General features: G+C 62.6%; 22 protein-coding genes and 6 tRNA genes. 17 read left to right on the top strand and 11 right to left on the bottom strand.

What is annotated here, in order from left to right; all coding sequences use genetic code 11:
* Window positions 1-110: 110 nt before the first annotated feature.
* Window positions 111-644, bottom strand: coding sequence for a GNAT family N-acetyltransferase (locus ACYP01_RS23165; protein WP_007732909.1), 534 nt, complete (start codon window positions 642-644; stop codon window positions 111-113).
* A 67-nt stretch (window positions 645-711) separates the two neighbouring features.
* Entirely contained in the window at window positions 712-1,908 is a 1,197-nt protein-coding gene (locus ACYP01_RS23160; protein WP_459682671.1) for an MFS transporter, read from the bottom strand.
* A 116-nt stretch (window positions 1,909-2,024) separates the two neighbouring features.
* Between ACYP01_RS23160 and ACYP01_RS23155 the strand changes: the two genes are divergently transcribed.
* Window positions 2,025-3,410 (top strand): GH1 family beta-glucosidase, encoded by a 1,386-nt coding sequence (locus ACYP01_RS23155; RefSeq protein ID WP_459682668.1) that lies wholly within the window; start codon window positions 2,025-2,027, stop codon window positions 3,408-3,410.
* Between the two features lie 174 nt (window positions 3,411-3,584).
* Window positions 3,585-4,064 carry an alpha-isopropylmalate synthase regulatory domain-containing protein gene (locus tag ACYP01_RS23150; protein WP_459682665.1) on the top strand — a complete coding sequence of 160 codons (480 nt, stop codon included), beginning with the start codon at window positions 3,585-3,587 and terminating at the stop codon, window positions 4,062-4,064.
* Between the two features lie 142 nt (window positions 4,065-4,206).
* Here the strand turns inward: ACYP01_RS23150 and ACYP01_RS23145 are convergent.
* From ACYP01_RS23145 to ACYP01_RS23125, 5 genes are all read right to left on the bottom strand, one after another.
* Window positions 4,207-4,281, bottom strand: a tRNA-Val gene (locus tag ACYP01_RS23145).
* Between the two features lie 16 nt (window positions 4,282-4,297).
* Window positions 4,298-4,373, bottom strand: a tRNA-Gly gene (locus ACYP01_RS23140).
* 92 nt (window positions 4,374-4,465) lie between these two features.
* Window positions 4,466-4,540: transfer RNA gene (locus tag ACYP01_RS23135), tRNA-Val, on the bottom strand.
* Between the two features lies 1 nt (window position 4,541).
* Window positions 4,542-4,612, bottom strand: a tRNA-Cys gene (locus ACYP01_RS23130).
* Window positions 4,613-4,637: 25 nt separating this feature from the next.
* Window positions 4,638-4,710: transfer RNA gene (locus tag ACYP01_RS23125), tRNA-Gly, on the bottom strand.
* 293 nt (window positions 4,711-5,003) lie between these two features.
* On the opposite strand from ACYP01_RS23125, the gene ACYP01_RS23120 reads away from it, so the two are divergent.
* The 9 genes from ACYP01_RS23120 (at window position 5,004) to pdxS (ending at window position 13,322) form a co-directional block, all read left to right on the top strand.
* Window positions 5,004-5,075: transfer RNA gene (locus tag ACYP01_RS23120), tRNA-Val, on the top strand.
* Window positions 5,076-5,247: 172 nt separating this feature from the next.
* The gene (locus ACYP01_RS23115; RefSeq protein ID WP_030536868.1) at window positions 5,248-5,700 is read left to right on the top strand and encodes a TIGR02611 family protein; all 453 of its coding nucleotides are present in this window, start codon (window positions 5,248-5,250) and stop codon (window positions 5,698-5,700) included.
* A 133-nt stretch (window positions 5,701-5,833) separates the two neighbouring features.
* Window positions 5,834-7,891, top strand: a complete 2,058-nt coding sequence (thrS, locus tag ACYP01_RS23110; protein ID WP_007732914.1) for a threonine--tRNA ligase — start codon at window positions 5,834-5,836, stop codon at window positions 7,889-7,891.
* Window positions 7,888-8,442: an ATP adenylyltransferase gene (locus ACYP01_RS23105; protein WP_003943307.1), complete on the top strand. Its 555-nt coding sequence runs from the start codon at window positions 7,888-7,890 to the stop codon at window positions 8,440-8,442. Before thrS ends, ACYP01_RS23105 begins: the two co-directional genes overlap by 4 nt.
* Window positions 8,443-8,523: 81 nt before the next feature.
* A complete protein-coding gene (gene pgsA, locus ACYP01_RS23100; protein WP_459682660.1) occupies window positions 8,524-9,201 on the top strand; it encodes a phosphatidylinositol phosphate synthase in 678 nt (225 codons plus the stop codon).
* On the top strand, window positions 9,198-10,100 hold the full coding sequence (locus tag ACYP01_RS23095) for a phosphatidylinositol mannoside acyltransferase (protein WP_387385820.1): 903 nt from the start codon (window positions 9,198-9,200) through the stop codon (window positions 10,098-10,100). The genes pgsA and ACYP01_RS23095 overlap by 4 nt, the downstream gene beginning before the upstream one ends.
* Entirely contained in the window at window positions 10,097-11,224 is a 1,128-nt protein-coding gene (locus ACYP01_RS23090) for a glycosyltransferase family 4 protein (RefSeq protein ID WP_003943332.1), read from the top strand. Before ACYP01_RS23095 ends, ACYP01_RS23090 begins: the two co-directional genes overlap by 4 nt.
* The gene (locus ACYP01_RS23085) at window positions 11,221-12,243 is read left to right on the top strand and encodes an NUDIX hydrolase (protein WP_459682655.1); all 1,023 of its coding nucleotides are present in this window, start codon (window positions 11,221-11,223) and stop codon (window positions 12,241-12,243) included. Before ACYP01_RS23090 ends, ACYP01_RS23085 begins: the two co-directional genes overlap by 4 nt.
* Window positions 12,244-12,413: 170 nt before the next feature.
* Window positions 12,414-13,322 (top strand): pyridoxal 5'-phosphate synthase lyase subunit PdxS, encoded by a 909-nt coding sequence (gene pdxS / locus ACYP01_RS23080; protein WP_003943338.1) that lies wholly within the window; start codon window positions 12,414-12,416, stop codon window positions 13,320-13,322.
* A gap of 101 nt (window positions 13,323-13,423) precedes the next feature.
* Here pdxS and ACYP01_RS23075 read toward each other — a convergent pair whose 3' ends face one another.
* Entirely contained in the window at window positions 13,424-13,900 is a 477-nt protein-coding gene (locus ACYP01_RS23075; protein ID WP_047269323.1) for a RidA family protein, read from the bottom strand.
* 505 nt (window positions 13,901-14,405) lie between these two features.
* Here ACYP01_RS23075 and ACYP01_RS23070 point away from each other — a divergent pair.
* Complete coding sequence (locus ACYP01_RS23070; protein ID WP_459682651.1) at window positions 14,406-15,917, top strand: HNH endonuclease signature motif containing protein; 1,512 nt, start codon at window positions 14,406-14,408, stop codon at window positions 15,915-15,917.
* Between the two features lie 114 nt (window positions 15,918-16,031).
* Window positions 16,032-16,853: an acyl-CoA thioesterase gene (locus ACYP01_RS23065; RefSeq protein WP_003943337.1), complete on the top strand. Its 822-nt coding sequence runs from the start codon at window positions 16,032-16,034 to the stop codon at window positions 16,851-16,853.
* Window positions 16,854-16,888: 35 nt separating this feature from the next.
* On the opposite strand, the gene ACYP01_RS23060 is transcribed toward ACYP01_RS23065, so the two are convergent.
* On the bottom strand, window positions 16,889-17,512 hold the full coding sequence (locus ACYP01_RS23060; protein WP_054188582.1) for a nucleoside/nucleotide kinase family protein: 624 nt from the start codon (window positions 17,510-17,512) through the stop codon (window positions 16,889-16,891).
* 79 nt (window positions 17,513-17,591) lie between these two features.
* Between ACYP01_RS23060 and tesB the strand changes: the two genes are divergently transcribed.
* Together tesB and pdxT are read left to right on the top strand one after the other, a co-directional pair.
* Window positions 17,592-18,461, top strand: a complete 870-nt coding sequence (gene tesB, locus ACYP01_RS23055; RefSeq protein ID WP_047269320.1) for an acyl-CoA thioesterase II — start codon at window positions 17,592-17,594, stop codon at window positions 18,459-18,461.
* Window positions 18,461-19,066, top strand: a complete 606-nt coding sequence (gene pdxT, locus ACYP01_RS23050; protein WP_047269319.1) for a pyridoxal 5'-phosphate synthase glutaminase subunit PdxT — start codon at window positions 18,461-18,463, stop codon at window positions 19,064-19,066. The genes tesB and pdxT overlap by 1 nt, the downstream gene beginning before the upstream one ends.
* 25 nt (window positions 19,067-19,091) lie before the next feature.
* Here pdxT and ACYP01_RS23045 read toward each other — a convergent pair whose 3' ends face one another.
* Entirely contained in the window at window positions 19,092-19,769 is a 678-nt protein-coding gene (locus ACYP01_RS23045; protein ID WP_414202528.1) for a response regulator, read from the bottom strand.
* The gene (locus tag ACYP01_RS23040) at window positions 19,724-20,938 is read right to left on the bottom strand and encodes a sensor histidine kinase (protein ID WP_459682645.1); all 1,215 of its coding nucleotides are present in this window, start codon (window positions 20,936-20,938) and stop codon (window positions 19,724-19,726) included. Before ACYP01_RS23040 ends, ACYP01_RS23045 begins: the two co-directional genes overlap by 46 nt.
* A gap of 111 nt (window positions 20,939-21,049) precedes the next feature.
* Between ACYP01_RS23040 and ACYP01_RS23035 the strand changes: the two genes are divergently transcribed.
* On the top strand, window positions 21,050-21,250 hold the full coding sequence (locus ACYP01_RS23035; RefSeq protein WP_003943331.1) for a hypothetical protein: 201 nt from the start codon (window positions 21,050-21,052) through the stop codon (window positions 21,248-21,250).
* A gap of 1 nt (window position 21,251) precedes the next feature.
* A complete protein-coding gene (locus tag ACYP01_RS23030) occupies window positions 21,252-21,953 on the top strand; it encodes a GAP family protein (RefSeq protein ID WP_459682641.1) in 702 nt (233 codons plus the stop codon).
* The last annotated feature ends 6 nt before the right edge of the window (window positions 21,954-21,959 follow it).

The raw sequence follows: 21,959 nt of genomic DNA, 5'->3' as shown, positions 1-21,959 counted from the left end.
TCACTCCCGAGATGCTCGCCGGCGGGTACAAGAAGAAGTACCTGCGCGCGACCTCGCGTCTGCTCGCACTTTCTCGTTTCGAGGTCGCGGCCGGCTGATCGGCACGCCCGTCAGCTGACGGGGCGCTCCATCACGAAATCGTGGTGGAGTTGTGCGCCCACGAGGAAAGTCTTCGTGCCGACCTGGGTGAAACCGTGCTTGGCGTAGAACTTCTGGGCACGCAGATTCTCCTGATTGACACCAAGCCAGATCCCGGCACTTCCGCTGCGTCGTGCGTGGTCGACGACGGCGTCCATCAAGGATGCTGCCGCGCCGGTCCCGTGATTACCCGGAAGCACGTACAACTTGCTCAGTTCTGTCGTCGGGCGGAGAGTCACAGCAGCTTTGACGTCCGGGTCGGAGGGCTCGTCGTCGACAAGCATCGCGTAGCCGACGATCGAACCGTCGCGAATGACCTTGAGAACGGTTCGCGTCGGATCGGTCAGGTACTCGGAGAACTTGTCGACGGAGAGAACGTTGTCGATGAAGGCGCTGATGTCATCGTCCGACGCGTCCGGCGGACACGCCAATGGAAATGTCACCGCTGCCACGTCGGCGATTGCTTCGGAATCCCAGATTCCGGCCCGGTCAACGGTGATCGTCACGTCAGCTTCTACCTCTCGCGCACACAATTGGGTCGATCAAGTACACCACTTTCCATGGGCGCAATGCTCAAGCGGCGTTCTCGGCGACCGGAGTTGTGGCTCGTTTCGGTGCGAAGGCGGGAGCAAGAACTATCAAGATCGCGCAGAACGCCAGCGGAATCAGGAACCCGATTCGAAGGTCACTGAACGCAGCGACTGCGCCGACGATGCCACCACCGACCACGGTGCCGACGTAGTTGAAGAGGTTGATGCGTGCGATCACTGCGTCGACCTGATCCGGGGGCGCCATCCGGCCGGCGGCGCTGAAGCAGATCGGAGCGATCACCGGTACCCCGAGCCCGACGATGAGGAAACCGGCGATTGCAACGGCGGGAGATTGCGCGAGCACAACGACTGTCATACCGACTACGCCGATGAGAGAGCCGATCCGCACGACGGTGGTCTCACCGAACTTCCCGACCCAGTAGTCGCCGGTCAGTCGCGCGATCAGTGCGGCGATTTGGTACGCCGCCACGGACAGGGCAGCGGTCCCGGCGTCGGCGAGCAGTTCGTCCTTGACGTACAGAGTCGACCAGTTTCCGACGCTGAAGTCGACCGCGTAGAACAATGCCATCGCGACGCCGAGGAGGACGAAGGCGCGGGTGGGTACCGCGAATTTCGCGGTGCTCGTGATGTTTGCCTCGGCAACCGGAGACTCGGACCGATCGAGCAGTTGCGGGCCGAAGGCCAGAAGCATCAGTCCGACAACAACTCCAGCGATCACCTGCGTGACGCGGATCGAAATGTCGAGGCCTGCGGTAGCAGAGATGAACAGGGCGCCGACAATCGCTCCGACGCTCCAGGAAGCATGGAACGAGGAGAGGATGAAGCGGCCCTTGGCGTGTTGGATCGAGACTGCCTGCATGTTGGCGGCCGCGTCGACCATGCCGAGTCCGATGCCGTAGATCGCCAGGAAGACGAAGAACATCGCTGCGTTGGGCGCAATTCCGGTTGCCCCGCCGAAGACTGCGATGATGGCGAGCCCAGTTCGCAGGGTCATCTTGCTCGACGTTCTCACGGCCAGCATCTCGGCGAGCACGCTGCCGAGCCCGGCGATGACGGACACGGTGACAACCGCAACCACAACCAGTGTCTCGCTCAGCTCGAACAAGTCCTTGTACTGCGGCAGCTGCGTCAGAATGGCGGCGAGCAGAAATCCTTGAAGTCCGAAGGCCACCGAAGTGGCGATCCGAGCCCTCGTCAGGGTGCGGGTGTTATCCGTCATCAAGCAGGGCCTTTGTCTCGTTCGTTCGGTTAGGCCGAACGGTACTGGATCTTGATACTGGTCGAGTGTCCAACAAAGCTGCGTGTTTTGCACGGTTCTTTGATTAACTGACCGACATGACTCGGCAGCCGACACCAGAATTTCCGACTTCCTTCGTCTGGGGAACCGCCACTGCGGCCTATCAAATCGAAGGAGCTGTGGCCGAAGACGGTCGCGGACCGTCGATCTGGGACGAGTTCTGTGACCGTCCCGGTGTTGTCGTCGGGGGCGACACCGGGACGGTCGCTGCCGATCATTATCACCGCTGGGAGTCGGACATCGAGCTGATGAATCAGCTCGGGCTCGACGCTTATCGGCTGTCTCTGTCGTGGTCGCGCATTCTGCCCACCGGATCGGGGGCAGTGAATGCGAAGGGGCTCGACTTCTACGACCGCCTGATCGACCGACTGTGTTCGGCGGGAATTACTCCTGCCGTCACGCTCTTTCACTGGGATCTGCCCCTTGCCTTGCAGGAGCAGGGCGGCTGGATGAACCGCGACACCTCGTATCGGCTGGGGGAGTATGCGCAGGTCGTCGGCGAGCGGCTGTCGGATCGGGTCGGAATGTGGATGCCGCTCAACGAACCAGTTGTGCACACGCTTTACGGGCATGCCCTCGGAGTTCACGCCCCCGGACTGGCCTTGGGGTTCGAGGCTTTCCAAGCCGCACATCACCAGCTGCTCGGGCATGGCCTCGCTGTCGAAGCGCTTCGGGCAACCGGATGCACGAACATCGGAATCGCCTCGAACCATGCTCCTGTGCGTGCCGCTTCGGATTCGCCGGAAGACGTGATGGCTGCCGACATCTACGACCACGTCGTCAATTGGATGTTCGCCGACCCGGTTCTGGTCGGGAAGTACCCGGCCGACGAATTCGCTCAGCTGCTCAGCGGTCCTGTCGACGAGGACTTGAAAATCATCGGGGCGCCGCTCGACTGGTACGGGATCAACTACTACGAGCCGACGATGATTGCCGCTCCGGTGGAAGGCCAGGGGACCGAAGGTGTGCTCGAAGTCGACCTGCCCCCGGGCCTGCCCTTTGCCCCTGTCGCGATTACCGGTTATCCCACAACCGATTTCGGTTGGCCGATCGTTCCCGAGGGGCTGGGCGAGATCTTGCGGACGTTCCACGCCCGCTTCGGTGACGCACTGCCGCCGATCTACATCACCGAAAGCGGATGTTCATTCCACGACGCCCCGGATGCCGCAGGCGTCGTCGACGACGAAGCACGAATCGACTACCACGATGCGCACCTTCGCGCCCTCCGATCGGCAATGGACGACGGTGTCGACGTCCGCGGTTATTTTGTGTGGTCACTTCTCGACAACTTCGAATGGGCTGCGGGATACAAAGAGCGATTCGGCCTGGTGCACGTCGATTTCGACACCCAGAAGCGCACTCCGAAGACCTCGTTCGAGTGGTATCGCGCCCTCATCGCCGAGCACAAAGCGGCTCAGGTCTGACCTGTGCGGAGGCGGTCTGGGTTGCATTCTCGAACCGGGCCGCCTAGCCTCGTCTCTCATGAAGCGAATTCTCGTAGTAAGCCGCCGTAGCGGGGTCTGAATCGGACCGACCCCTCGCTGCGGGTCGTCTTGCTACCAGTTGGTCCTCCACTTCATTCCAGGAAGACCACGATCATGACTTACAACTTCGCTTTCGCTTCTGATTCTTCTTCTGCTGCTGCTGATCCCTTCGCGGCGCGTCACGGCAAATCTCTGCCCGCCGGCTTGCGTGCCGAATGCTCAGCGATGTCGTGGACCGAGTTCGAGTCCACGTATGCGGCTATGAGCGGCCCGATCCGTCTGGGTGCGTGGTCCTCCGAGAAGATTGCGCCGGGTCGTTGGACCTTCGAAGCGACTCTCGGTCTGGGGGAGCGTATCCAGAAAGCGTCCGCCACCTCGACCGGCGCGATCTCGGCCATGACGTCGATGCTGCACGACGCGGGAATCTCGCTCGAGATCTTGTCTTTCCATCAGCATCACATCGGCCACCGCACGGCTACGTTCATCTTCACCGAGTGCGACGGCCGTCGGAGCTGGGCGATGGGTATCGCGGAGTCGTCGACGGAGTCCTCGCTGCGCGCGATGACTTCGGCAGCGAACCGCTTCTCTCACTGAGCAGTTACAACAATCTGATCACCTCAACCGCAGTACTGACGTGGATTCCCGAGGGGGCTCGCGTCAGTACTGCGGCCCGTGTGTTCGGCGCTCGAACGCAAAAAGCCGAAACCCTGAGGTTCCGGCTTCTTGCATTCTCAAATGGTGCGCGATACTGGGATTGAACCAGTGACCTCTTCCGTGTCAGGGAAGCGCTCTCCCGCTGAGCTAATCGCGCGGGTTCTGGAGAAAAATGGAGCGGACGACGGGATTCGAACCCGCGACCCCAACCTTGGCAAGGTTGTGCGCTACCAGCTGCGCCACGTCCGCATGAGCAATGAACTCCGTTACCGGAACTCAGTACTTTTCTAACTTATCAGACCTGCAAGCAGGTCTTGACCATCAGGCCCTAGGGCCTGACGTGGTGCGCGATACTGGGATTGAACCAGTGACCTCTTCCGTGTCAGGGAAGCGCTCTCCCGCTGAGCTAATCGCGCGAGGTGGAGACGGGAATCGAACCCGTGTGCACGGCTTTGCAGGCCGTTGCCTCACCACTCGGCCACTCCACCGTAAAAGGTTGAGTCACACCTCTCGAGCGGACGACGGGATTCGAACCCGCGACCCCAACCTTGGCAAGGTTGTGCGCTACCAGCTGCGCCACGTCCGCATCGCACCGTGTTGCTTGGGGAGCTGCTCGCTCTCCTCGGTGCGTTGGAAACATTAGCCGACCGTGTCGGATACACACAAATCACCAGCTCAGTGGCGTGTTCGGAGTCGAATCGGCCCGCTGCGCGCGTTGCAACTGTCCGTCTTGGCGATGAATACGGTCTGAAATCAGCTCGAATTCGTAGATTTCGGGGTCGCCTGGAGCAAAACGAATGCCAACCTGGTGATTCGTATTCATCGCGCAGCCGTGTTAATGTTCCAACTCGTTCGAGCGCATGCGTTCGGATGACTTACGGTCCCGTGGCTCAGTGGGAGAGCGTCCGCTTCACACGCGGAAGGTCGCTGGTTCGATCCCAGCCGGGACCACAGAAAAATACTGAAGGCGTTCCCGATCATCGGGGACGCCTTCAGTCGTTCGAGAGCACAGCTGTTCGAGGGGCACGGTCGTTTCGGCATGCAGACCGTCGTCGCAGGTCGCCGGGCGACGATTTCGGTAGCCTGGTCGAAGAGACATTTCGCGACCGAAAAGGTGACTGCTTTGAGTACCGAAAAGGTCGATTCTTCCGTCGACGATTCAGACCTGTCCGTCTTCCAGGACGCAGAGTCCCGCTGGGAGCGGTGGCGCGCGGGAATCGCCGCGCGGCCCACCCTCAATCTTGCGTACCGCATCGGCGTCGGAGTCGTGGGCACGATCGTGTTCGCCGCCGGCATCGTGGCTATTCCGTACCCCGGGCCCGGTTGGCTCATCGTTTTCGCCGGCCTCGGCATCCTGGCGTCGGAGTTCGCGTGGGCACATCGACTCCTTCATTTCGCGAAGGCCCGATACGACCGGTTCATGGAATGGTTCGGCAAGCAGTCGCTGTTCGTCAAAGGGTTGGGCGTTCTGTTCACCACAGTGATCGTCCTGGCGACTTTGTGGGTGCTCGGCACTTTCGGCCTGATCGGGACATGGGTGGGCCTGGACTACTCGTGGCTCGAGTCGCCGCTGTGAGTTGAACGCGGCCCGGTTTCCTTCACTCGGTTGTCTCACCATGTCGGTAGGGCCGATAACATGATCGTGCGCGTGCTCGCAGTGGGTACGACGCCTGTCTAACTTGTCGCAATACCTTTAGGAGCACATCGCCGTGACCAGTCCCGCGCCAGAGCACTCAGCCGCCCCACTTCGGGTGCCCGCGGGGACGACCGCCGGGACTGCAGTGCGCGAAGCCGGATACCCCACGAAGGGGCCCGACGTGATCGTCGTTGTCCGCGATGGCGAGGGAACGCTCAAGGATCTGTCGTGGACACCTGAGGTCGATGTCGACGTCGAGCCGGTGGCAGCATCCACCGAGGACGGCCGCAGCGTCATCCGGCACTCCGCGGCCCACGTCCTCGCGCAGGCGGTTCAGAAAGAATTCCCCGACGCGAAGCTCGGCATCGGTCCGCCGATCAAGGACGGCTTCTACTACGACTTCGCGGTGGACCGCCCGTTCACTCCGGAGGATCTGGCCAAGCTCGAAAAGCGTATGAAGCAGATCATCAAGGGATCACAGCGCTTTTCGCGTCGAGTGGTCGATTCGATCGAGGACGCTCGGGTCGAGTTGGCCGACGAGCCGTTCAAGCTCGAATTGATCGACGACAAGTCCGGTATCGACGATCCCGAGATCATGGAGGTGGGTGGCAACGAGCTGACCATCTACGACAATCTCGATCCTCGTACCGGCGACAAGATCTGGTCCGATCTGTGCCGCGGCCCGCACATTCCGACCACCAAGCACATCCCGGCCTTCAAGTTGACCCGAAGCTCCGCCGCCTACTGGCGTGGCAACCAGGACAACGCCGATCTTCAGCGTGTCTACGGCACCGCGTGGGAGTCCACCGAGGCTCAGGACGAATACCTCGAACTGCTCGCCGAGGCCGAGCGTCGTGATCACCGCAAGCTCGGTACCGAACTGGACCTCTTCAGCTTCCCCGACGAGCTCGGTTCGGGTCTGCCGGTGTTTCATCCCAAGGGCGGCATCATCCGCACCGAGATGGAGAACTACTCGCGCAGCCGTCACATCGAGGCGGGCTACGAGTTCGTCAACACTCCGCACATCACCAAGGGGCATCTGTACGAGGTTTCCGGTCACCTCGACTGGTACCGCGACGGCATGTTCCCGGCGATGCACGTCGACGAGGAACTGAACGAGGACGGCACCGTGCGCAAGCCGGGCCAGGACTACTACCTCAAGCCGATGAACTGCCCGATGCACAACCTGATCTTCCGTGCTCGCGGACGCTCGTACCGTGAATTGCCGTTGCGGCTCTTCGAATTCGGCTCGGTCTACCGCTACGAGAAGTCCGGCGTCATCCACGGCCTGACCCGCGTGCGCGGCATGACCCAGGACGACGCTCACATCTACTGCACCCGTGAGCAGATGCGCGACGAGCTGACCACCACCCTGCAGTTCGTTCTGAACCTGCTCAAGGACTACGGCCTCGACGACTTCTACCTCGAACTGTCCACCAAGAACCCGGACAAGTTCGTCGGTAGCGACGACGTCTGGGAAGAGGCGACCGCAACGCTCGCCGAGGTCGGCGAAGCTTCCGGCCTGACGCTGGTGCCGGATCCGGGCGGAGCCGCCTTCTACGGTCCCAAGATTTCCGTTCAGGTCAAGGACGCCCTCGGCCGCACCTGGCAGATGTCGACCATCCAGCTCGACTTCAACCTGCCCGAGCGGTTCGAGCTCGAATACACCGGCAACGACGGCGTCAAGACTCGTCCGGTCATGATCCACCGCGCGCTGTTCGGCTCGATCGAACGGTTCTTCGGTGTGCTGACCGAGCACTACGCCGGCGCTTTCCCAGCGTGGCTGGCACCGGTGCAGGTTGTCGGAATCCCGGTGGCCGAGGCGTTCGCCGATCACCTGTTCGACGTCACGAAGAAGCTCAAGGCTGCCGGTGTGCGCGCCGAGGTCGACTTCAGTGACGACCGGATGCAGAAGAAGATCCGTAACCACACCACGCAGAAGGTCCCGTTCATGCTCCTCGCGGGCGAGCGTGACGTGGAGGCCGGCGCGGTCAGCTTCCGTTTCCGTGACGGCACGCAGATCAACGGCATTCCCGTCGACGACGCCGTCCGGATCATCACCGAGTGGATCGGCCGCCGCGAGAACGCCTCGCCGACAGCCGAACTGGTGCAGCCAAGCGTGGCGCAGTGAGCGCCCCCGGTGACGACGGTCCGGGTTCGCTGATCGACCACGGCGTCGGTGACCCTGACCATTTGCAGCGCATTTGGTCGCCGCATCGGATGTCGTACATCACCGAGGCGCCCAACACCCCGGGCACGACGGGTGAACCGTTCATCGACATTCCGAAGATGTCGGACGAAGAAGGACTGATCGTTGCCCGCGGTGAGCATGTCTATGCGGTTCTGAACCTGTATCCGTACAACCCGGGGCACCTGATGGTGGTTCCGTACCGCAAGGTCGCGGCACTCGAAGACCTGACGCCGGAGGAGAGCGCCGAGTTGATGGCGTTCACCCAGCAGGCGTTGCGGGTGATCAAGAGCGTGTCGAATCCTCACGGATTCAACGTCGGCCTGAATCTCGGTGCCGCTGCGGGCGGTTCGCTGTCCGAGCACCTTCACCAACACGTAGTGCCACGTTGGGGCGGCGACGCCAACTTCATCACCGTGCTCGGTGGGGTCAAGGTGATGCCGCAATTGCTGCGGGAGACCAGGGGACTACTCGCCGGTGCCTGGCAACAATAGGTTGACGCATCCGGCTTCATGGCAGGATGCATTGCTGCAACGAGTTCCGAACCGGAACTCACGACGGGGAGGGTTCCTGCGGTGTTGAGCTTCTTCGGGCGCGCATCGGTGTCCAAGGTGACGGCACCTATGGGGAAGGCGCTGGTCAAGACCGGTCTGAGGCCGGACTCGGTGACGGTGATCGGCACGGTGGCAAGCGTCGCCGGTGCGGTGACGCTGTTTCCGTCCGGACATCTGTTCTGGGGAACCATGTTCATCTGGTTCTTCGTCATGTTCGACATGCTCGACGGCGCAATGGCTCGTGCTCGCGGCGGCGGAACGCGGTACGGGGCGGTACTGGACGCGACCTGCGACCGCGTAGCCGACGGCGCGATTTTTGCCGGCCTGGCCTGGTGGGCGGTTTACCACGAGAACAGCAAGTGGCTGCTCGTCGCGACGCTCATCTGCCTCGTCACCTCGCAGGTCATCTCGTACGCGAAGGCGCGTGCGGAGGCGAGCGGGCTGACTGCGGACGGCGGGTGGATCGAGCGCCCGGACCGACTGATCATCGTGTTGGTCGGATCCGGCCTGACGGGTATGGGTCTTCCGTGGGCAATCCACATCGCGATGTGGGTACTTGCCGCCGGAAGCATCGTGACGGTCTTCCAGCGAGTGCTCGCGGTGCGCAATTCCCCTGGCGCTCGGGAACTTCTGCCGATCGCCCCGGCCGCATCGACGGTCGAAGGTGCGCCGGACACGGACGGCGAGGCAGAGAAATGAGCTTTGCCGAGCGTGCAACCGATCTGGGATACGCCGCGGGTTGGCGTCTGGTGCGAAGCCTGCCGGAATCGGTGGCGGTCAAGCTGTTCGACGCCGGAGCGGATTTCGCGGTACGCAAGGGCGGTCCCGAACAACTCAGGAAGAACCTCGCGAGAGTTCTGGGCACGACGCCGAAAGAAGTTCCGGATCAGTTGATCAAGGATTCAATGCGCTCGTACGCCCGGTACTGGCGTGAGGCGTTCCGGCTACCGTCGATGGACCTCGTTGCGACAGGTAAGTCGCTGCATGCGCTGGTCGAGGGCCAGGAACATCTGGAAAAGGCAATGGCTGCAGGTCATGGTGCGGTACTGGCGCTGCCGCACAGTGGCAACTGGGACATGGCCGGCGTGTGGTGTGTTCAGCAATGGGGTGGGTTGACCTCCGTTGCCGAGCGGCTCAAGCCCGAATCCCTGTACGAACGGTTCGTCGAATACCGCGAGAGTCTCGGTTTCGAGATCTTTCCGCTCAGCGGAGGGGAGCATCCTCCGTTCGTCGAACTCTCCAAGCATCTGCGTGAGAACAAGATCGTGTGCCTGCTGGGGGAGCGCGATCTGGCGAAGAAGGGTGTGCCCGTCACCTTCTTCGGCGAACCTACTCGCATGCCCGCCGGCCCGGCGAAGCTCGCGATCGATACCGGCGCGCCGCTACTTCCGGTCCACTGCTGGTTCACTCCCGATGGTTGGGGTTTCAAGATCGACCCACCGATCGACGTGTCCGGCGGAGTCGGCCCGGCCACGCAGGCACTCGCCGACCGTTTTGCCGTCAACATCGCAGCGCACCCCGCTGACTGGCACATGCTTCAACCTCTGTGGCGCTCGGACCTCTCCGAATCGCGGCTCGCCCGCATGGAGGGTGAATGAAAATCGGCATGATCTGCCCGTACTCCTTCGACGTCCCCGGTGGCGTGCAGGCGCACGTGGTGGATCTGGCCGAGGTGCTGATCGAACGTGGTCACAAAGTGAGTGTGCTTGCGCCGTCGTCCGATGACGACGAGTTGCCGGATTTTGTGGTTTCCGCAGGTAAAGCCGTCGCGATTCCCTACAACGGTTCTGTTGCGCGGTTGTCTTTCGGCCCGACGGCGAACAACCGCCTCCGCAAGTTCATCGCGGAAGGTGACTTCGACGTTCTACATATCCACGAACCCAATGCGCCGAGTCTGTCCATGCTCGCGTTGCGTATCGCGGAAGGCCCGATCGTCGCCACCTTCCACACGTCGACCACGAAGTCGTTGGTGCTGAGCACTTTTCAGGGTGTCTTGGCTCCGTATCTCGAGAAGATCAGCGGCCGGATCGCAGTCTCGGAGTTGGCGCGTCGGTGGCAGGTCGAGTCCCTCGGATCCGACGCGGTCGAAATTCCCAACGGCGTCGATGTCGCAGCGTTTGCCGAGGCCGATCTGTTGCCCGGCTACCCGCGCGAAGGTGGAACCATTCTGTTCCTCGGTCGCTACGACGAACCGCGCAAGGGGATGGCCGTCCTCCTCGGCGCACTGCCGGAGTTGGTCGAGCGTCACCCGGATCTCGAAGTGATCGTGGTCGGACGCGGCGACGAGGAGAAACTCCGCAAAGAGGCGGGCAAGTACTTCAAGCATCTCCGCCTGCTCGGGCAGGTCAGTGACGAGGAGAAAGCGTCGGCGCTTCGCAGTGCGGACGTCTACTGCGCGCCCAATCTCGGCGGTGAGAGCTTCGGGATCGTGCTGGTCGAGGCCATGGCGGCTGGCACTGCCGTCGTGGCCAGTGAGTTGGACGCTTTTCGCCGTGTTCTTCGCGACGGTCAGGCCGGCTTGCTGGTCCCCATCGGGAACTCCGATGCCTTGGCCGAGGCAATCGATTCCGTTCTCGGTGACCCGGATCGACGACGCGCGCTGGTCAACACCGCGACAAGTGTTGTTGCCGAATACGACTGGCCGGTGGTGGCCGAACAGATCCTGCGTGTCTACGAGACCGTCACGGTTGGCGGCACCGGCGTACGCGTGGTGGGGTCATGACCTTCTCCGCTCTGACAATCTTCATTCTCGGGCTCGTCGCTGCCGTCGTCCTGGTCGTCGGACTGTGGGCGTACGGGACGGCGAACCGACTCGATCGACTGCATGTGCGTTCGGATCAGTCGTGGTTGGCGCTCGATGCGGCTCTGTCCCGTCGTGCCGCGGTTGTCCGCGCGGCGGCTGTGGACATGAGCGCCGACGACGCCCGCAGATTCGTCACCTTGGCGGACGCCGCCGAACGTGCGGATCGTCAGGATCGCGAGCTTGCCGAGAACCGGCTGTCCAATGCTCTCGCTGCCTACGGCACGACGTCGCTGCGACCTCAACTGGTGGCCGAGTTGGCCGATGCCGAGGCGAGGGTCCTGATCGCTCGGCGGTTCCACAACGACGCGGTGCGCGACACTCTCGCGTTGCGTACGCGTCGACTTGTTCGCTGGCTGCACCTCGGGGGAACGGCACCGCTACCTCAGTACTTCGAGATATCGGAGCGCACGACCGCGGCGGCGGTGCCCGAGGGCATCACCGTGGATACGTCACGGACCTCTGCCCGCGTGGTGATGCTGGACGAGGAAGATCGGGTGCTGCTGTTGCGCGGGCACGATCCCAAGATCCCGAACACTTACTTCTGGTTCACCGTCGGCGGCGGGCTCGAACGCGGCGAACATCTGCGAGCGGCTGCCGTTCGTGAGATCGAGGAGGAGACCGGATTCGTCGTGGATCCGGAGAATCTGCGAGGTCCGCTCTGGCGTCGGGTGGCGATCTTCCCGTTCGACGGTGAGCTGATCCGTTCGGAAGAGCTGTTCTTCGCTACGCGCACTCACGGCTTCGAGCCGGTCTTCCAAGGCCACACGGAATTGGAGCAGCGTGCCATCACCGGCCATCGCTGGTGCAGCGCCGACGAGATCCGCCAATTGGCCAAGTCCGGTGAGCCGGTCTACCCGTTGGATCTGGCAAACCTCCTGGTGGAGGCCGCGACGATTGCGGACGGTTCCGAGGATCCGGAAGTGCGTTCCATCCGCTGATCGTTCGGTCGTTCAGTGCTCGCGGCCGTTTAAGGCCAGCAATGGCAAATTGGATACGGAATCGAAGGCCGGTTCGTCCTAGAGTTCTGGCCAGAGGCCTCCGCGCGAATGAACTCGTGTGTTCGCCGTGCCTTGTTTCTTTCGTCACGCCACTACTGCAGGAGTTTGCTGTGAGCACCCCCGACTCTGCCCCCACCACCGCCATCGGCACCGCCCGCGTCAAGCGCGGCATGGCTGAAATGCTCAAGGGCGGTGTGATCATGGACGTGGTCACCGCTGAGCAGGCCAAGATCGCCGAAGACGCCGGCGCCGTCGCCGTCATGGCACTCGAGCGGGTCCCCGCAGACATTCGCGCACAGGGCGGCGTCTCGCGCATGAGCGACCCGGACATGATCGACAGCATCATCTCCACCGTGAGCATCCCCGTCATGGCCAAGGCACGCATCGGCCACTTCGTCGAAGCGCAGATCCTGCAGAGCCTCGGCGTTGACTACATCGACGAGTCCGAGGTCCTGACCCCGGCCGACTACGCCAACCACATCGACAAGTGGAAGTTCACCGCTCCCTTCGTCTGTGGCGCCACCAACCTCGGCGAAGCGCTCCGTCGCATCAACGAAGGCGCGGCCATGATCCGCTCGAAGGGTGAAGCAGGCACCGGAGACGTCTCCAACGCCACCACCCACATGCGCACCATCCGCGGCGAGATCCGCCGGTTGACCTCGCTGAGCGAGGACGAACTGTACGTAGCCGCCAAGGAACTGCAGGCCCCGTACGAACTGGTCGTCGAGGTCGCCAAGGCCGGCAAGCTGCCTGTCACCATGTTCACCGCCGGCGGCATCGCCACCCCGGCAGACGCTGCCATGATGATGCAGCTCGGCGCCGAGGGCGTGTTCGTCGGATCGGGCATCTTCAAGTCCGGCAACCCGAAGCAGCGCGCCGAGGCCATCGTCAAGGCCACCACGTTCTACGACGACCCGGACGTGCTCGCCAAGGTCTCGCGCGGACTCGGCGAGGCAATGGTCGGTATCAACGTCGACGACCTGCCCGTCGGACACCGCCTCGCAGAGCGCGGTTGGTGACAGCAGGTTCGACGACCGGGCTCAGTGCCTGAAAGTCCTCACAGACGAAGGGGCGGCGGTTGCGTTGGCAACCGCCGCCCCTTCGGGGTGTGGCAGACCGATCAGATGCTGTCCGATACCTCGAACACGAACTCGACCTCGACGGCACTGTTTCGGGGTAGTTCGGCGACGCCGATCGCGGAGCGTGCGTGTTGTCCTGCCGTGCCGAAGATCTCGGCCAGCAGGTCGGAGGCGCCGTTGATCACCTGGGGTTGCTGCGAGAATCCGGATCCGGAAGCAACAAATCCAACAACCTTGACGACGCGAACGATGCGATCGAGCCCGACCAAGGCATCGACGGCCGCGAGTCCGTTGAGTGTGCACAACCGCGCCGCCTGGGCGGCGTCTTCGACGGAGACACCTTCGCCCAACTTGCCGATGCACGTCGTAGTGCCGTCGACGAGCGGCAATTGTCCCGACGTGTAGACGTATGCCCCCGTCTGAACAGCGGGGAGGTAGGAGCCTGCCGGGGTAGCGACCGGCGGGAGGGTCAGGTCGAGTGCTGCGAGTCGTGCGGTCCAGGTACTAGCGTCGTTCATCGAGTTCCTCAATGGATTCTTTTGTCTGGGAATGATGCTCGAGTCTGTCATCGGGAGTCTCGGCAAGTCCAAGTCGTATTTGCGCCCACCCCATCACTTTTGGTGATATTCGCCTGTCCGGTCGCGTACTGGTGCTCGACGGCAAGGACTCTGTCACGGAGGTCGTCGAGAATATCTTCGAGTTCGAGGGGCGACCTGGGCATGAGATTGTCCATGTCTTTGGAGTCGACTCGGCTGACATCGATGCGTTTCCGCTCGACGTGCAACTCCGAGTCCTAGACGAAGGTAGTCCAGTCCACTGGGTATTGAGTGGTGGGTCCGACCGCCCTATCTACCCGGCCGAAGCTGCCCGCATTATCAACGCCCTGGTTCAGTAGGGGAATCCGTTGCCGGAACACGAGTGGCCGCAAAGGTTGCTCCGCAACAATTTTCGGTCAATCAGGATTGTTCGGACTGATTCCTGGAAATCATGGATATCGAACGTATATTCGAATAATGTTGAGGAATGTTCGATGACGGAGTAGGAAGTTCGGGTACCGCAGCGCAGCTGTCCGGTGCTGAATCCGACTGCGCCCTCATCGATCTCATCGCCGATCTGCATGCGCGCGAATCGATGCTCGTGGAACGGAAACTGGCTGCCATTGCCGAGTTTTTCGAGCGTCGCAGCGCTGACCACACTGATAACGGTGCTTGGTCGTCTACCGCTCACGAACTGGCTGAGGCCGAGCTCGGCGCGGCATTGACCATGGGCCGTGCCGCAGCGGGAAAGTTGATCGGTCTCGGCTTTTCTCTCAAGACTCGCCTCCATCGCACGCGTGCCGCCATGGCGCGCGGAGAACTGGATCTGTATCGAGTCGGATTGATCGACTCCGCTACGGCCAACGTAGCCGACGATTTGATCGACGAGGTGGAACGGCAACTCCTCGAGAAGATCTCGGCGCCACCGATGCCTGGCGGTACCGGCTTGACGGGTCGCCGATTGACAGCGGCTATCGACCGGATCGTCGCCGTGGTGGATCCCGAGGGGATACGCGAACGTCGACGCCGCGCCCTGGCTGATCGGTTCGTGGGTGTGAGCGCTGCCGAGGACGGAATGGCGCGGATATTGGGGAGTATTCCGGCGGAGGACGCACGGGCTTTCGACCGTCGGTTGCGGGAGTTGGCAATGTCGGTGTGTCGACACGATTCCCGTAAGTACGAGCAACGACGAGCTGACGCATTGGGAGCGTTGGTATCCGGGTCGACGATTCTGCCGTGCGATTGCGGCCGGGACGAGTGCCCACAAGATCGAAGCGGGATTGTGGTGGTGCGTCGGCCGTTGGTTCACGTGGTCATGCTGGAATCAACGCTTCAGGGCGGTGACGCACCAGGTGCAGACGAACCCGCTCACCTCGACGGTTATGGAGTGATCAGTGCAGAGCATGCGCGTGACATCGCCGCGGGTGCGCTGATTCGGAAGGTGAAGGTACCAGCCGATGCCGCGCTCGAGTCTTCCGGTGAGGGCGAGCCAGTACCTCCGCCCGTTGTTCCTTCGGCGTCGGTCTACCGCCCCGGCGCTGTCCTCGACACCTGGGTGCGGGTGATCGCAGGAAGCTGCCAGTGGTTGCACTGCGATGTCGCTGCATGGAATTCAGATCTTGATCACACTGAGCCCTTTGATCATCGCGATCCCACTTGCGGTGGAAAGACCGTGGCGTCGAATCTGAGTGCGTATTGTCGAAACCATCACCGCCTCAAGCATTCCGGTCAGTGGTTGCATATCTCGAACCCGGACCGGAGTGTCATGCTGACCTCGCCGACCGGACATTGCTACCGAACGAGGCCGTCAGGTCTGCTGGCGGGAATGCTCGAGCCTGTACTGCCCGAGGGTGGTCGGCGTCGGCGCACACGTCTGGAAAACAAAGCCGCTCGTGTGCGGGGTGAACGCCGGCGGCAGCGGTTACGAATGCACCTCCGAATGAAGAAGAAGGCCCGGAGGAGGACCTTCGACGGCGGAGACGATCCACCGCCATTCTGAGTCGATGCGCCCCGTCGCTCAGTGTTTTCGGATGCCCACTTTGGTGGCCGGGGGTGCGTCAGGCATTGTGTGAAGGTCGGTAGACGTCGGTACACGGGAAGATGTGGAGCATCGATGGCGAGGATCGAAGAAATTCTGGAGTTGGAACGCCTCGAGCGGGACATCTTTCGAGGAATCATCGCGGAGACCACCCTGACCCGCACTTTCGGCGGCCAGGTCGCCGGACAGGCATTGGTGTCGGCGGTACGCACGGTCGATCCGGCCTACTCGGTTCATTCGTTGCACGGATATTTCCTGCGTCCGGGAAATCCGATGGAGCCGACGGTTTTTCTGGTTGATCGTGTTCGGGACGGTCGATCGTTCGCGACCCGCTTGGTCACCGGAATTCAAGACGGGCAAGCCATTTTCACGATGTCGGCGTCCTTCCACGTCCAAGACGAAGGCATCGAGCACCAGGATGAGATGCCACCCGTTCCTGACCCCGAGACCTTGGCCATCGCCCAGGATTCGGAGGATCCCGAGACTGCGTGGCTGGCGCGTGAGTGGTCCGATTGGGACCTTCGAATGGTGCCGAAGGCCGACATCGACAAACGTCCGGGCGCTGCCGCGCAGCAGCAAGTGTGGTTCCGCTCCCGCGAGGCACTCCCGGACGACCCGGTATTTCACGTGTGCACGCTTGCCTACATGAGCGACATGACGCTGCTCGGATCTTCCCGCGGCCCCCACATGGACGTCGCCATGCAAAGCGCTTCGCTCGATCACGCCATGTGGTTCCTGCGGCCGTTCCGCGCCGACGAGTGGCTGTTGTACGACCAGACGTCGCCGTCAGCGGGCTTCGGTCGCGCCCTGACGCAGGGACGAATCTTCGACAGCCGAGGAAATATGGTTGCTGCAGTCGTCCAGGAGGGTCTGACCAGGCTGTATCGCCCGAAGTGAGGTCGGCCGACGTGAGATCAATCGCAGTGAGACCTTCACTGGCGAGACCGCACCGCAGGCCGGGCCGGATGGTCGTATCTGACCTCGAAATCGACCTCCTCGGACACTTCTGATCGGTGTTCGAGGAGTGCCTCGACGGTCCACAGATCTGCCTCCGGTGTGTGCCGCCGCATGGCAGGTTCGCTCATGTCCAGGCGGACGCTGACGTCGAACTCCAGCCCGCGCCCGAGCAACATCGGACCGGCGATCACGATGACCGCGCGCTCATGGACGGGGATACGGGTCGAACGAGCCGATCGATCGGTGGGTTCGTCCCAGAGTTTCGGCAAGAACGCCCGTTTGGTGCGGGCTGCGGTGATCACTTCACGATCGAGTGCCGGATAGTCGAACCAGATAGTGCGGTAACTCAGCGCATCCTCGTGGCCGAACTCGTATCGCAGCGAAGCCGGCCGTACGTAGTCGTGCAGTGACACAACAGCACTCGGCCTGTCGCGCGACTCGACGGCGGTGCCAACCAGATCCGCGAGCCGAGACGGCTGTGCACAATCAGGTCCGTCGATCGCTACGACCGCCACCGACGGAAACGATCCGCTCAGCGTTGCAATCTGCTCGGCCAGGGCGAGGGGACTGGACGGGATGAATGTACTCACGCCCACCATGGTGCCGTGCCCGCTCGCCGAGGCGATATTGTGAACCGTCATCGCGCCCAGTGCGGCGGTCTATGTTTTCGGAGGACTCATGGTTGGTATCGAGGAGATCCTCGCGCTCGAACACCTGGAGAAGGACATCTTCCGTGGTGCGGTCCATCCCACCGCACTTCAACGGACGTTCGGCGGGCAGGTTGCCGGGCAGTCGTTGGTTTCTGCCGTGAGCACCGTTGACGAGAGCTACCACGTGCACTCGTTGCACGGATATTTCCTGCGCCCGGGCAATCCGAAGATTCCGACGGTCTACCTGGTGGACCGCATCCGCGACGGGCGCTCGTTCTGCACCCGCCGGGTGAATGCAGTTCAGGACGGCAAGACGATCTTCACGATGTCGGCCTCGTTCCACGTCGACGACGAAGGTATCGAGCACCAGGACCGGATGCCCTCCGTTCCGGCGCCGGAGGACTTGCCGGATGCGCAGACCGTTCCGAAGTTGGCTGAATCGCAGTTCTATCAGGAGTGGAAGAACTGGGACATCAGAATTGTGCCCGCTGAGCAGAGCGCGTCAGCGCCGGATCTCGCCGCGCAACAACGCGTGTGGATGCGCTACCGCGAGGCTCTGCCGGATCGTCCGCTGCTGCACATCTGCACGCTTGCGTATCTCAGTGACATGACCCTGCTCGGAACTTCGAAAGTCCCGCACCGCGGCGTGAAGACGCAGACTGCTTCGCTCGATCACGCGATGTGGTTCCTGCGTCCGTTCCGGGCCGACGAGTGGTTGCTCTACGACCAGACATCGCCGTCGGCAGGTTTCGGTCGCGCGCTCACTCAGGGGCGTATCTACGATCGCGATGGCAACATGGTGGCAGCGGTGGTTCAGGAGGGTTTGACGCGTCTCGAACGCGAACCCGACAGCCATGAGAGCAAGAACGGCCGTGAGAACAAGACAGGAACTGTGTGATGACGCGTCCGTTGATCGGTGTACTCGCCCTCCAAGGTGATGTTCGCGAACACCTTGCCGCACTCGATGATTCGGGAGCGGATGCGGTGGGTATCCGGCGCCCGGAGGAACTCGACAAGGTCGACGGCATCGTGATCCCCGGTGGCGAATCCACCACCATGAGCCGGCTTCTGCAGGTGTTCGAACTGTTGGATCCGCTTCGTGAGCGTCTTCGCGGGGGGTTGCCGGCCTACGGTTCGTGTGCCGGCATGATTCTGCTGGCGAGCGAGGTACTCGACACCCGGCCGGACGCCGAACATCTCGGCGCCATCGACATGACGGTGCGCCGCAACGCTTTCGGTCGGCAGGTCGATTCTTTCGAGTCCGACCTGGAGTTCGAGGGCATCATCGGAGATCCCATCCGCGCCGTCTTCATCCGCGCGCCGTGGGTGGAGCGAGTTGGACCGGGCGTGGAGGTTCTTGCGCAGGTTCCCGCCGCCGCGGGGGAGGCCGCGGGCCGGATCGTCGCGGTTCGGCAGGGCTCGGTGATCGCCACTTCTTTCCATCCCGAGGTTACCGGGGACCGTCGAGTGCACGAGATGTTCGTCGATCTGGTTCGCGGATAACTGGAGTAGTCAGCCTCGGCCGAACCTACAGCTCCAGTTCGCGGGCAAGGATCGCCGCCTGGACGCGTGAGGTGAGGTGCAACTTCGATAGAACTCGCGACACGTGCGACTTCACCGTCGGAGCACCGACTCCGAGTTCACGCGACAGTTCGGCGTTGGACATACCCGTCCCCAACAGCGCGAGGACCTCGCGTTCACGGTCGGTGAGCTCGCTCAATCCCAGCGGTTCGGTGGGTTTGGGTGCGCGCTGCACGAACTCGCCGATCAGTGCACGCGCCGCACGAGGAGCGAGCACTGCATCTCCGGCTGCGACATTGCGGATAGCGCGGGTCAGTTCGTCCGCTGTCGCAGTCTTGAGCAGGAATCCCGACGCACCGGCGCGCAGGGCCGCGAAGACGTATTCGTCGAGATCGAAGGTGGTCAACACCAATACGTGGCTTCGGGTCGTTCCGACGATCTGACGTGTCGCTTCGATGCCGTCGGTGCCTGGCATCCGGATGTCCATCAGCACGACGTCGGGTTGATGCGTGCGTGTGACGGTGATCGCGGACGCTCCGTCTCCCGCTTCTGCGACGACATCGATGTCGTCGTGCTGCCGCAGGATCATCGCGAGTCCCGACCGGATCGCGGCGTGGTCGTCGACCAGGGCGACGGTGATCACCGATCCGTTCCGTTCGGCGCGGGGACCGGTAGCTGTGCGCATACCGTCCATTCTCCGTCGACCGGAAGTGCGTCGAGTGAACCGCCCAGCAGTTCGGCGCGGTGACGCATGTTTGCAAGTCCGTGCGTTCCCGCCCGAAAACTGGATGTGTCGCGACCGACGGGGTTTCGGATCTCGATCTGTAATGCATTGTGCTGGAGAGAGATCGACATCGAGATCGGTGCACCAGGCGCATGCTTGAGCGCATTGGTCAACGCCTCCTGGGTGATCCGGTACGCCGTGTGATCGACCACGCTCGGCAGGTCGGCAGTATCGATGTCGATCGCAACGTGCACGGCGGCACCGGCTGCCCGAACTGCATCCAGGACTACGGGTAACTCGGTCAGCCTCGGGGGAGAGGAACGTGGGTCCGGGGTCTCGTCGTCCCCGGCGTGGAGCAGTTCGATCATCGACCGCATCTCGGAAAGGCCCGCGAGACTGCTCGATCTGATCGCCCCGATCATCTCCCGCAAACCGTCGTCGGGTTCACCCCGTTCAGCGGAGAGAGCTGAGGTGGACAGTGCCGCCTCCGAGTGGATGGCGATGGCGGAGAGGTGGCTTGCGATGACGTCGTGAAGATCGCGCGCCATGGTCGCGCGTTCGTGAGCGACCGCGGCCTCGCGGTCCAGAGCGGCGAGTGCTTCGTGGACTCTGGAACGCTCGCGTTCGGCCTCGGTCAGTTCGACTTGTCGACGGATGACCAGTGCCCACCACACCGGTGTACCGAAGAACAGAGCGGTCACCACGCCTGCCCCAGCCGCAGCGCGGACGTCCTGGGTGGACAGGTAGACGAGTGCGGTGAGCGCGGCAACCGTCACCGCGGTCAGAGAACACACCACTCGGCCCAGCCGCGCCGTCCCGTACAGAACTGCGGCGTAGGTGAGATCCGAGAGGACCAGCCACATCGGCAGAGTGGGTCCCAGGGCAGCGTCGACCGCGACGATGACGGCCCCCGCCGCCAAAGCTGTTGCCGGACGCACCCGCCGGAACGAGTCGATCGCACACAGCAGAGCCAGCATCCCCATCCGAACCCCGGCGGGAACGTCGGCGACACCTCCGACATCGGTCCACATTTGGTACAGGCCGACCAGGTAGAGGAGTACCCCGATCGCGAACAGGCCGAAGGCGATGAGCGGATCGTTCCACTTGCCGACACTCCGACTTCTGGTCACCACAGACTTATCAGAGCACATCGGGGCGCCTGACTTGTCATACCAAATGATGAGGTCGGCGTTGTTCCGATGGCTGATGTGCGGATTCGATAGAGAAGACAGGCTCGACGTATGAAAATTCGCTTCGAGTTGATGATCGGCATTCTCTTGGTCGTCGGTGGCGGCTGTCTGTGGCTGTTCGCGCGTGACGCCGAGTTCTTCTGGTTTCGCGGCGGACCACTCGGCGTGATCCTCGCGATCATCGGTGCCTTCGACATCGTGAATGCAGTCCGAACGAGGGAGACAGCGATACCCGAGCGCCGAAACGACTGACGTGGAACTCGTCCTGCTCACCACGCTGGGCGGGCTCGCCCTGCTGGACAGTACGAGCATCGGAACATTGGTCGTCCCGGTCTGGATGTTGTTGATGCCGGGACGACCGCAGGTTCGCAGGCTGCTGACATATCTGGTGGTCATCACGACGTTCTATTTTGTTGTCGGGGTGGCCGTCTGGACGACGGCACGGGTAGGCATGCCAGTCGTCGCCCCGCTACTCGACACCCCCGCCGCCCGCGTTGCGCAGTTGATTCTCGGTATCGCGTTGTTCGCGTGGAGTTTTCGATTCGATTCCGAGAAGAGACGCACATCCGGTCAGGCCGATCGAACCCATGTTTGGCGAGAGCGGGTGCTCGGCTCGGCCAGTTCCGCGAGAAGTGTTGTACTTCTGGCGATTGCTGCCGGAACCGCCGAATTGGTGACGATGTTGCCCTACTTGGCGGCGATCGCGATGATCACCGCTGCTGGGCTGCCCGCAGTCGCGTCTGCGTCGATACTTGCCGGATACTGCCTGATCATGGCCGTGCCCGCAGTGCTTCTGTTGTGCGGGCGGGTCGTGGCCGGCAACCGCCTCGGCAAGCCGCTGCGCCGAGTGGACTCGCTGATGTCTCGCTACGGCGACAGCGCAATGGGTTGGGTATTCGGCATTGCCGGTTTCTACCTCGCCGGCAATGCCGCTGCCGTGTTGTTCGTGAATTGACGTTGT

The sequence above is a fragment of the Rhodococcus sp. no. 34 genome (genome assembly GCF_054589475.1).
The sequence above is the reverse complement of the archived record's forward strand: the minus strand, read 5'-3'. Positions and strand labels throughout refer to the sequence as shown.

Excerpts from the sequence above, each read along its gene's own strand:
- ACYP01_RS23160 (WP_459682671.1), bottom strand. The coding sequence starts at position 1,908 with ATGACGGATAACACCCGCACCCTGACGAGGGCTCGGATCGCCACTTCG.
- ACYP01_RS23155 (WP_459682668.1), top strand. The coding sequence starts at position 2,025 with ATGACTCGGCAGCCGACACCAGAATTTCCGACTTCCTTCGTCTGGGGA.
- ACYP01_RS23150 (WP_459682665.1), top strand. The coding sequence starts at position 3,585 with ATGACTTACAACTTCGCTTTCGCTTCTGATTCTTCTTCTGCTGCTGCT.
- ACYP01_RS23095 (WP_387385820.1), top strand. The coding sequence starts at position 9,198 with ATGAGCTTTGCCGAGCGTGCAACCGATCTGGGATACGCCGCGGGTTGG.
- ACYP01_RS23090 (WP_003943332.1), top strand. The coding sequence starts at position 10,097 with ATGAAAATCGGCATGATCTGCCCGTACTCCTTCGACGTCCCCGGTGGC.
- ACYP01_RS23085 (WP_459682655.1), top strand. The coding sequence starts at position 11,221 with ATGACCTTCTCCGCTCTGACAATCTTCATTCTCGGGCTCGTCGCTGCC.
- ACYP01_RS23075 (WP_047269323.1), bottom strand. The coding sequence starts at position 13,900 with ATGAACGACGCTAGTACCTGGACCGCACGACTCGCAGCACTCGACCTG.
- ACYP01_RS23070 (WP_459682651.1), top strand. The coding sequence starts at position 14,406 with ATGTTCGATGACGGAGTAGGAAGTTCGGGTACCGCAGCGCAGCTGTCC.
- ACYP01_RS23065 (WP_003943337.1), top strand. The coding sequence starts at position 16,032 with ATGGCGAGGATCGAAGAAATTCTGGAGTTGGAACGCCTCGAGCGGGAC.
- ACYP01_RS23060 (WP_054188582.1), bottom strand. The coding sequence starts at position 17,512 with ATGGTGGGCGTGAGTACATTCATCCCGTCCAGTCCCCTCGCCCTGGCC.
- tesB (WP_047269320.1), top strand. The coding sequence starts at position 17,592 with ATGGTTGGTATCGAGGAGATCCTCGCGCTCGAACACCTGGAGAAGGAC.
- pdxT (WP_047269319.1), top strand. The coding sequence starts at position 18,461 with ATGACGCGTCCGTTGATCGGTGTACTCGCCCTCCAAGGTGATGTTCGC.
- ACYP01_RS23045 (WP_414202528.1), bottom strand. The coding sequence starts at position 19,769 with ATGCGCACAGCTACCGGTCCCCGCGCCGAACGGAACGGATCGGTGATC.
- ACYP01_RS23035 (WP_003943331.1), top strand. The coding sequence starts at position 21,050 with ATGAAAATTCGCTTCGAGTTGATGATCGGCATTCTCTTGGTCGTCGGT.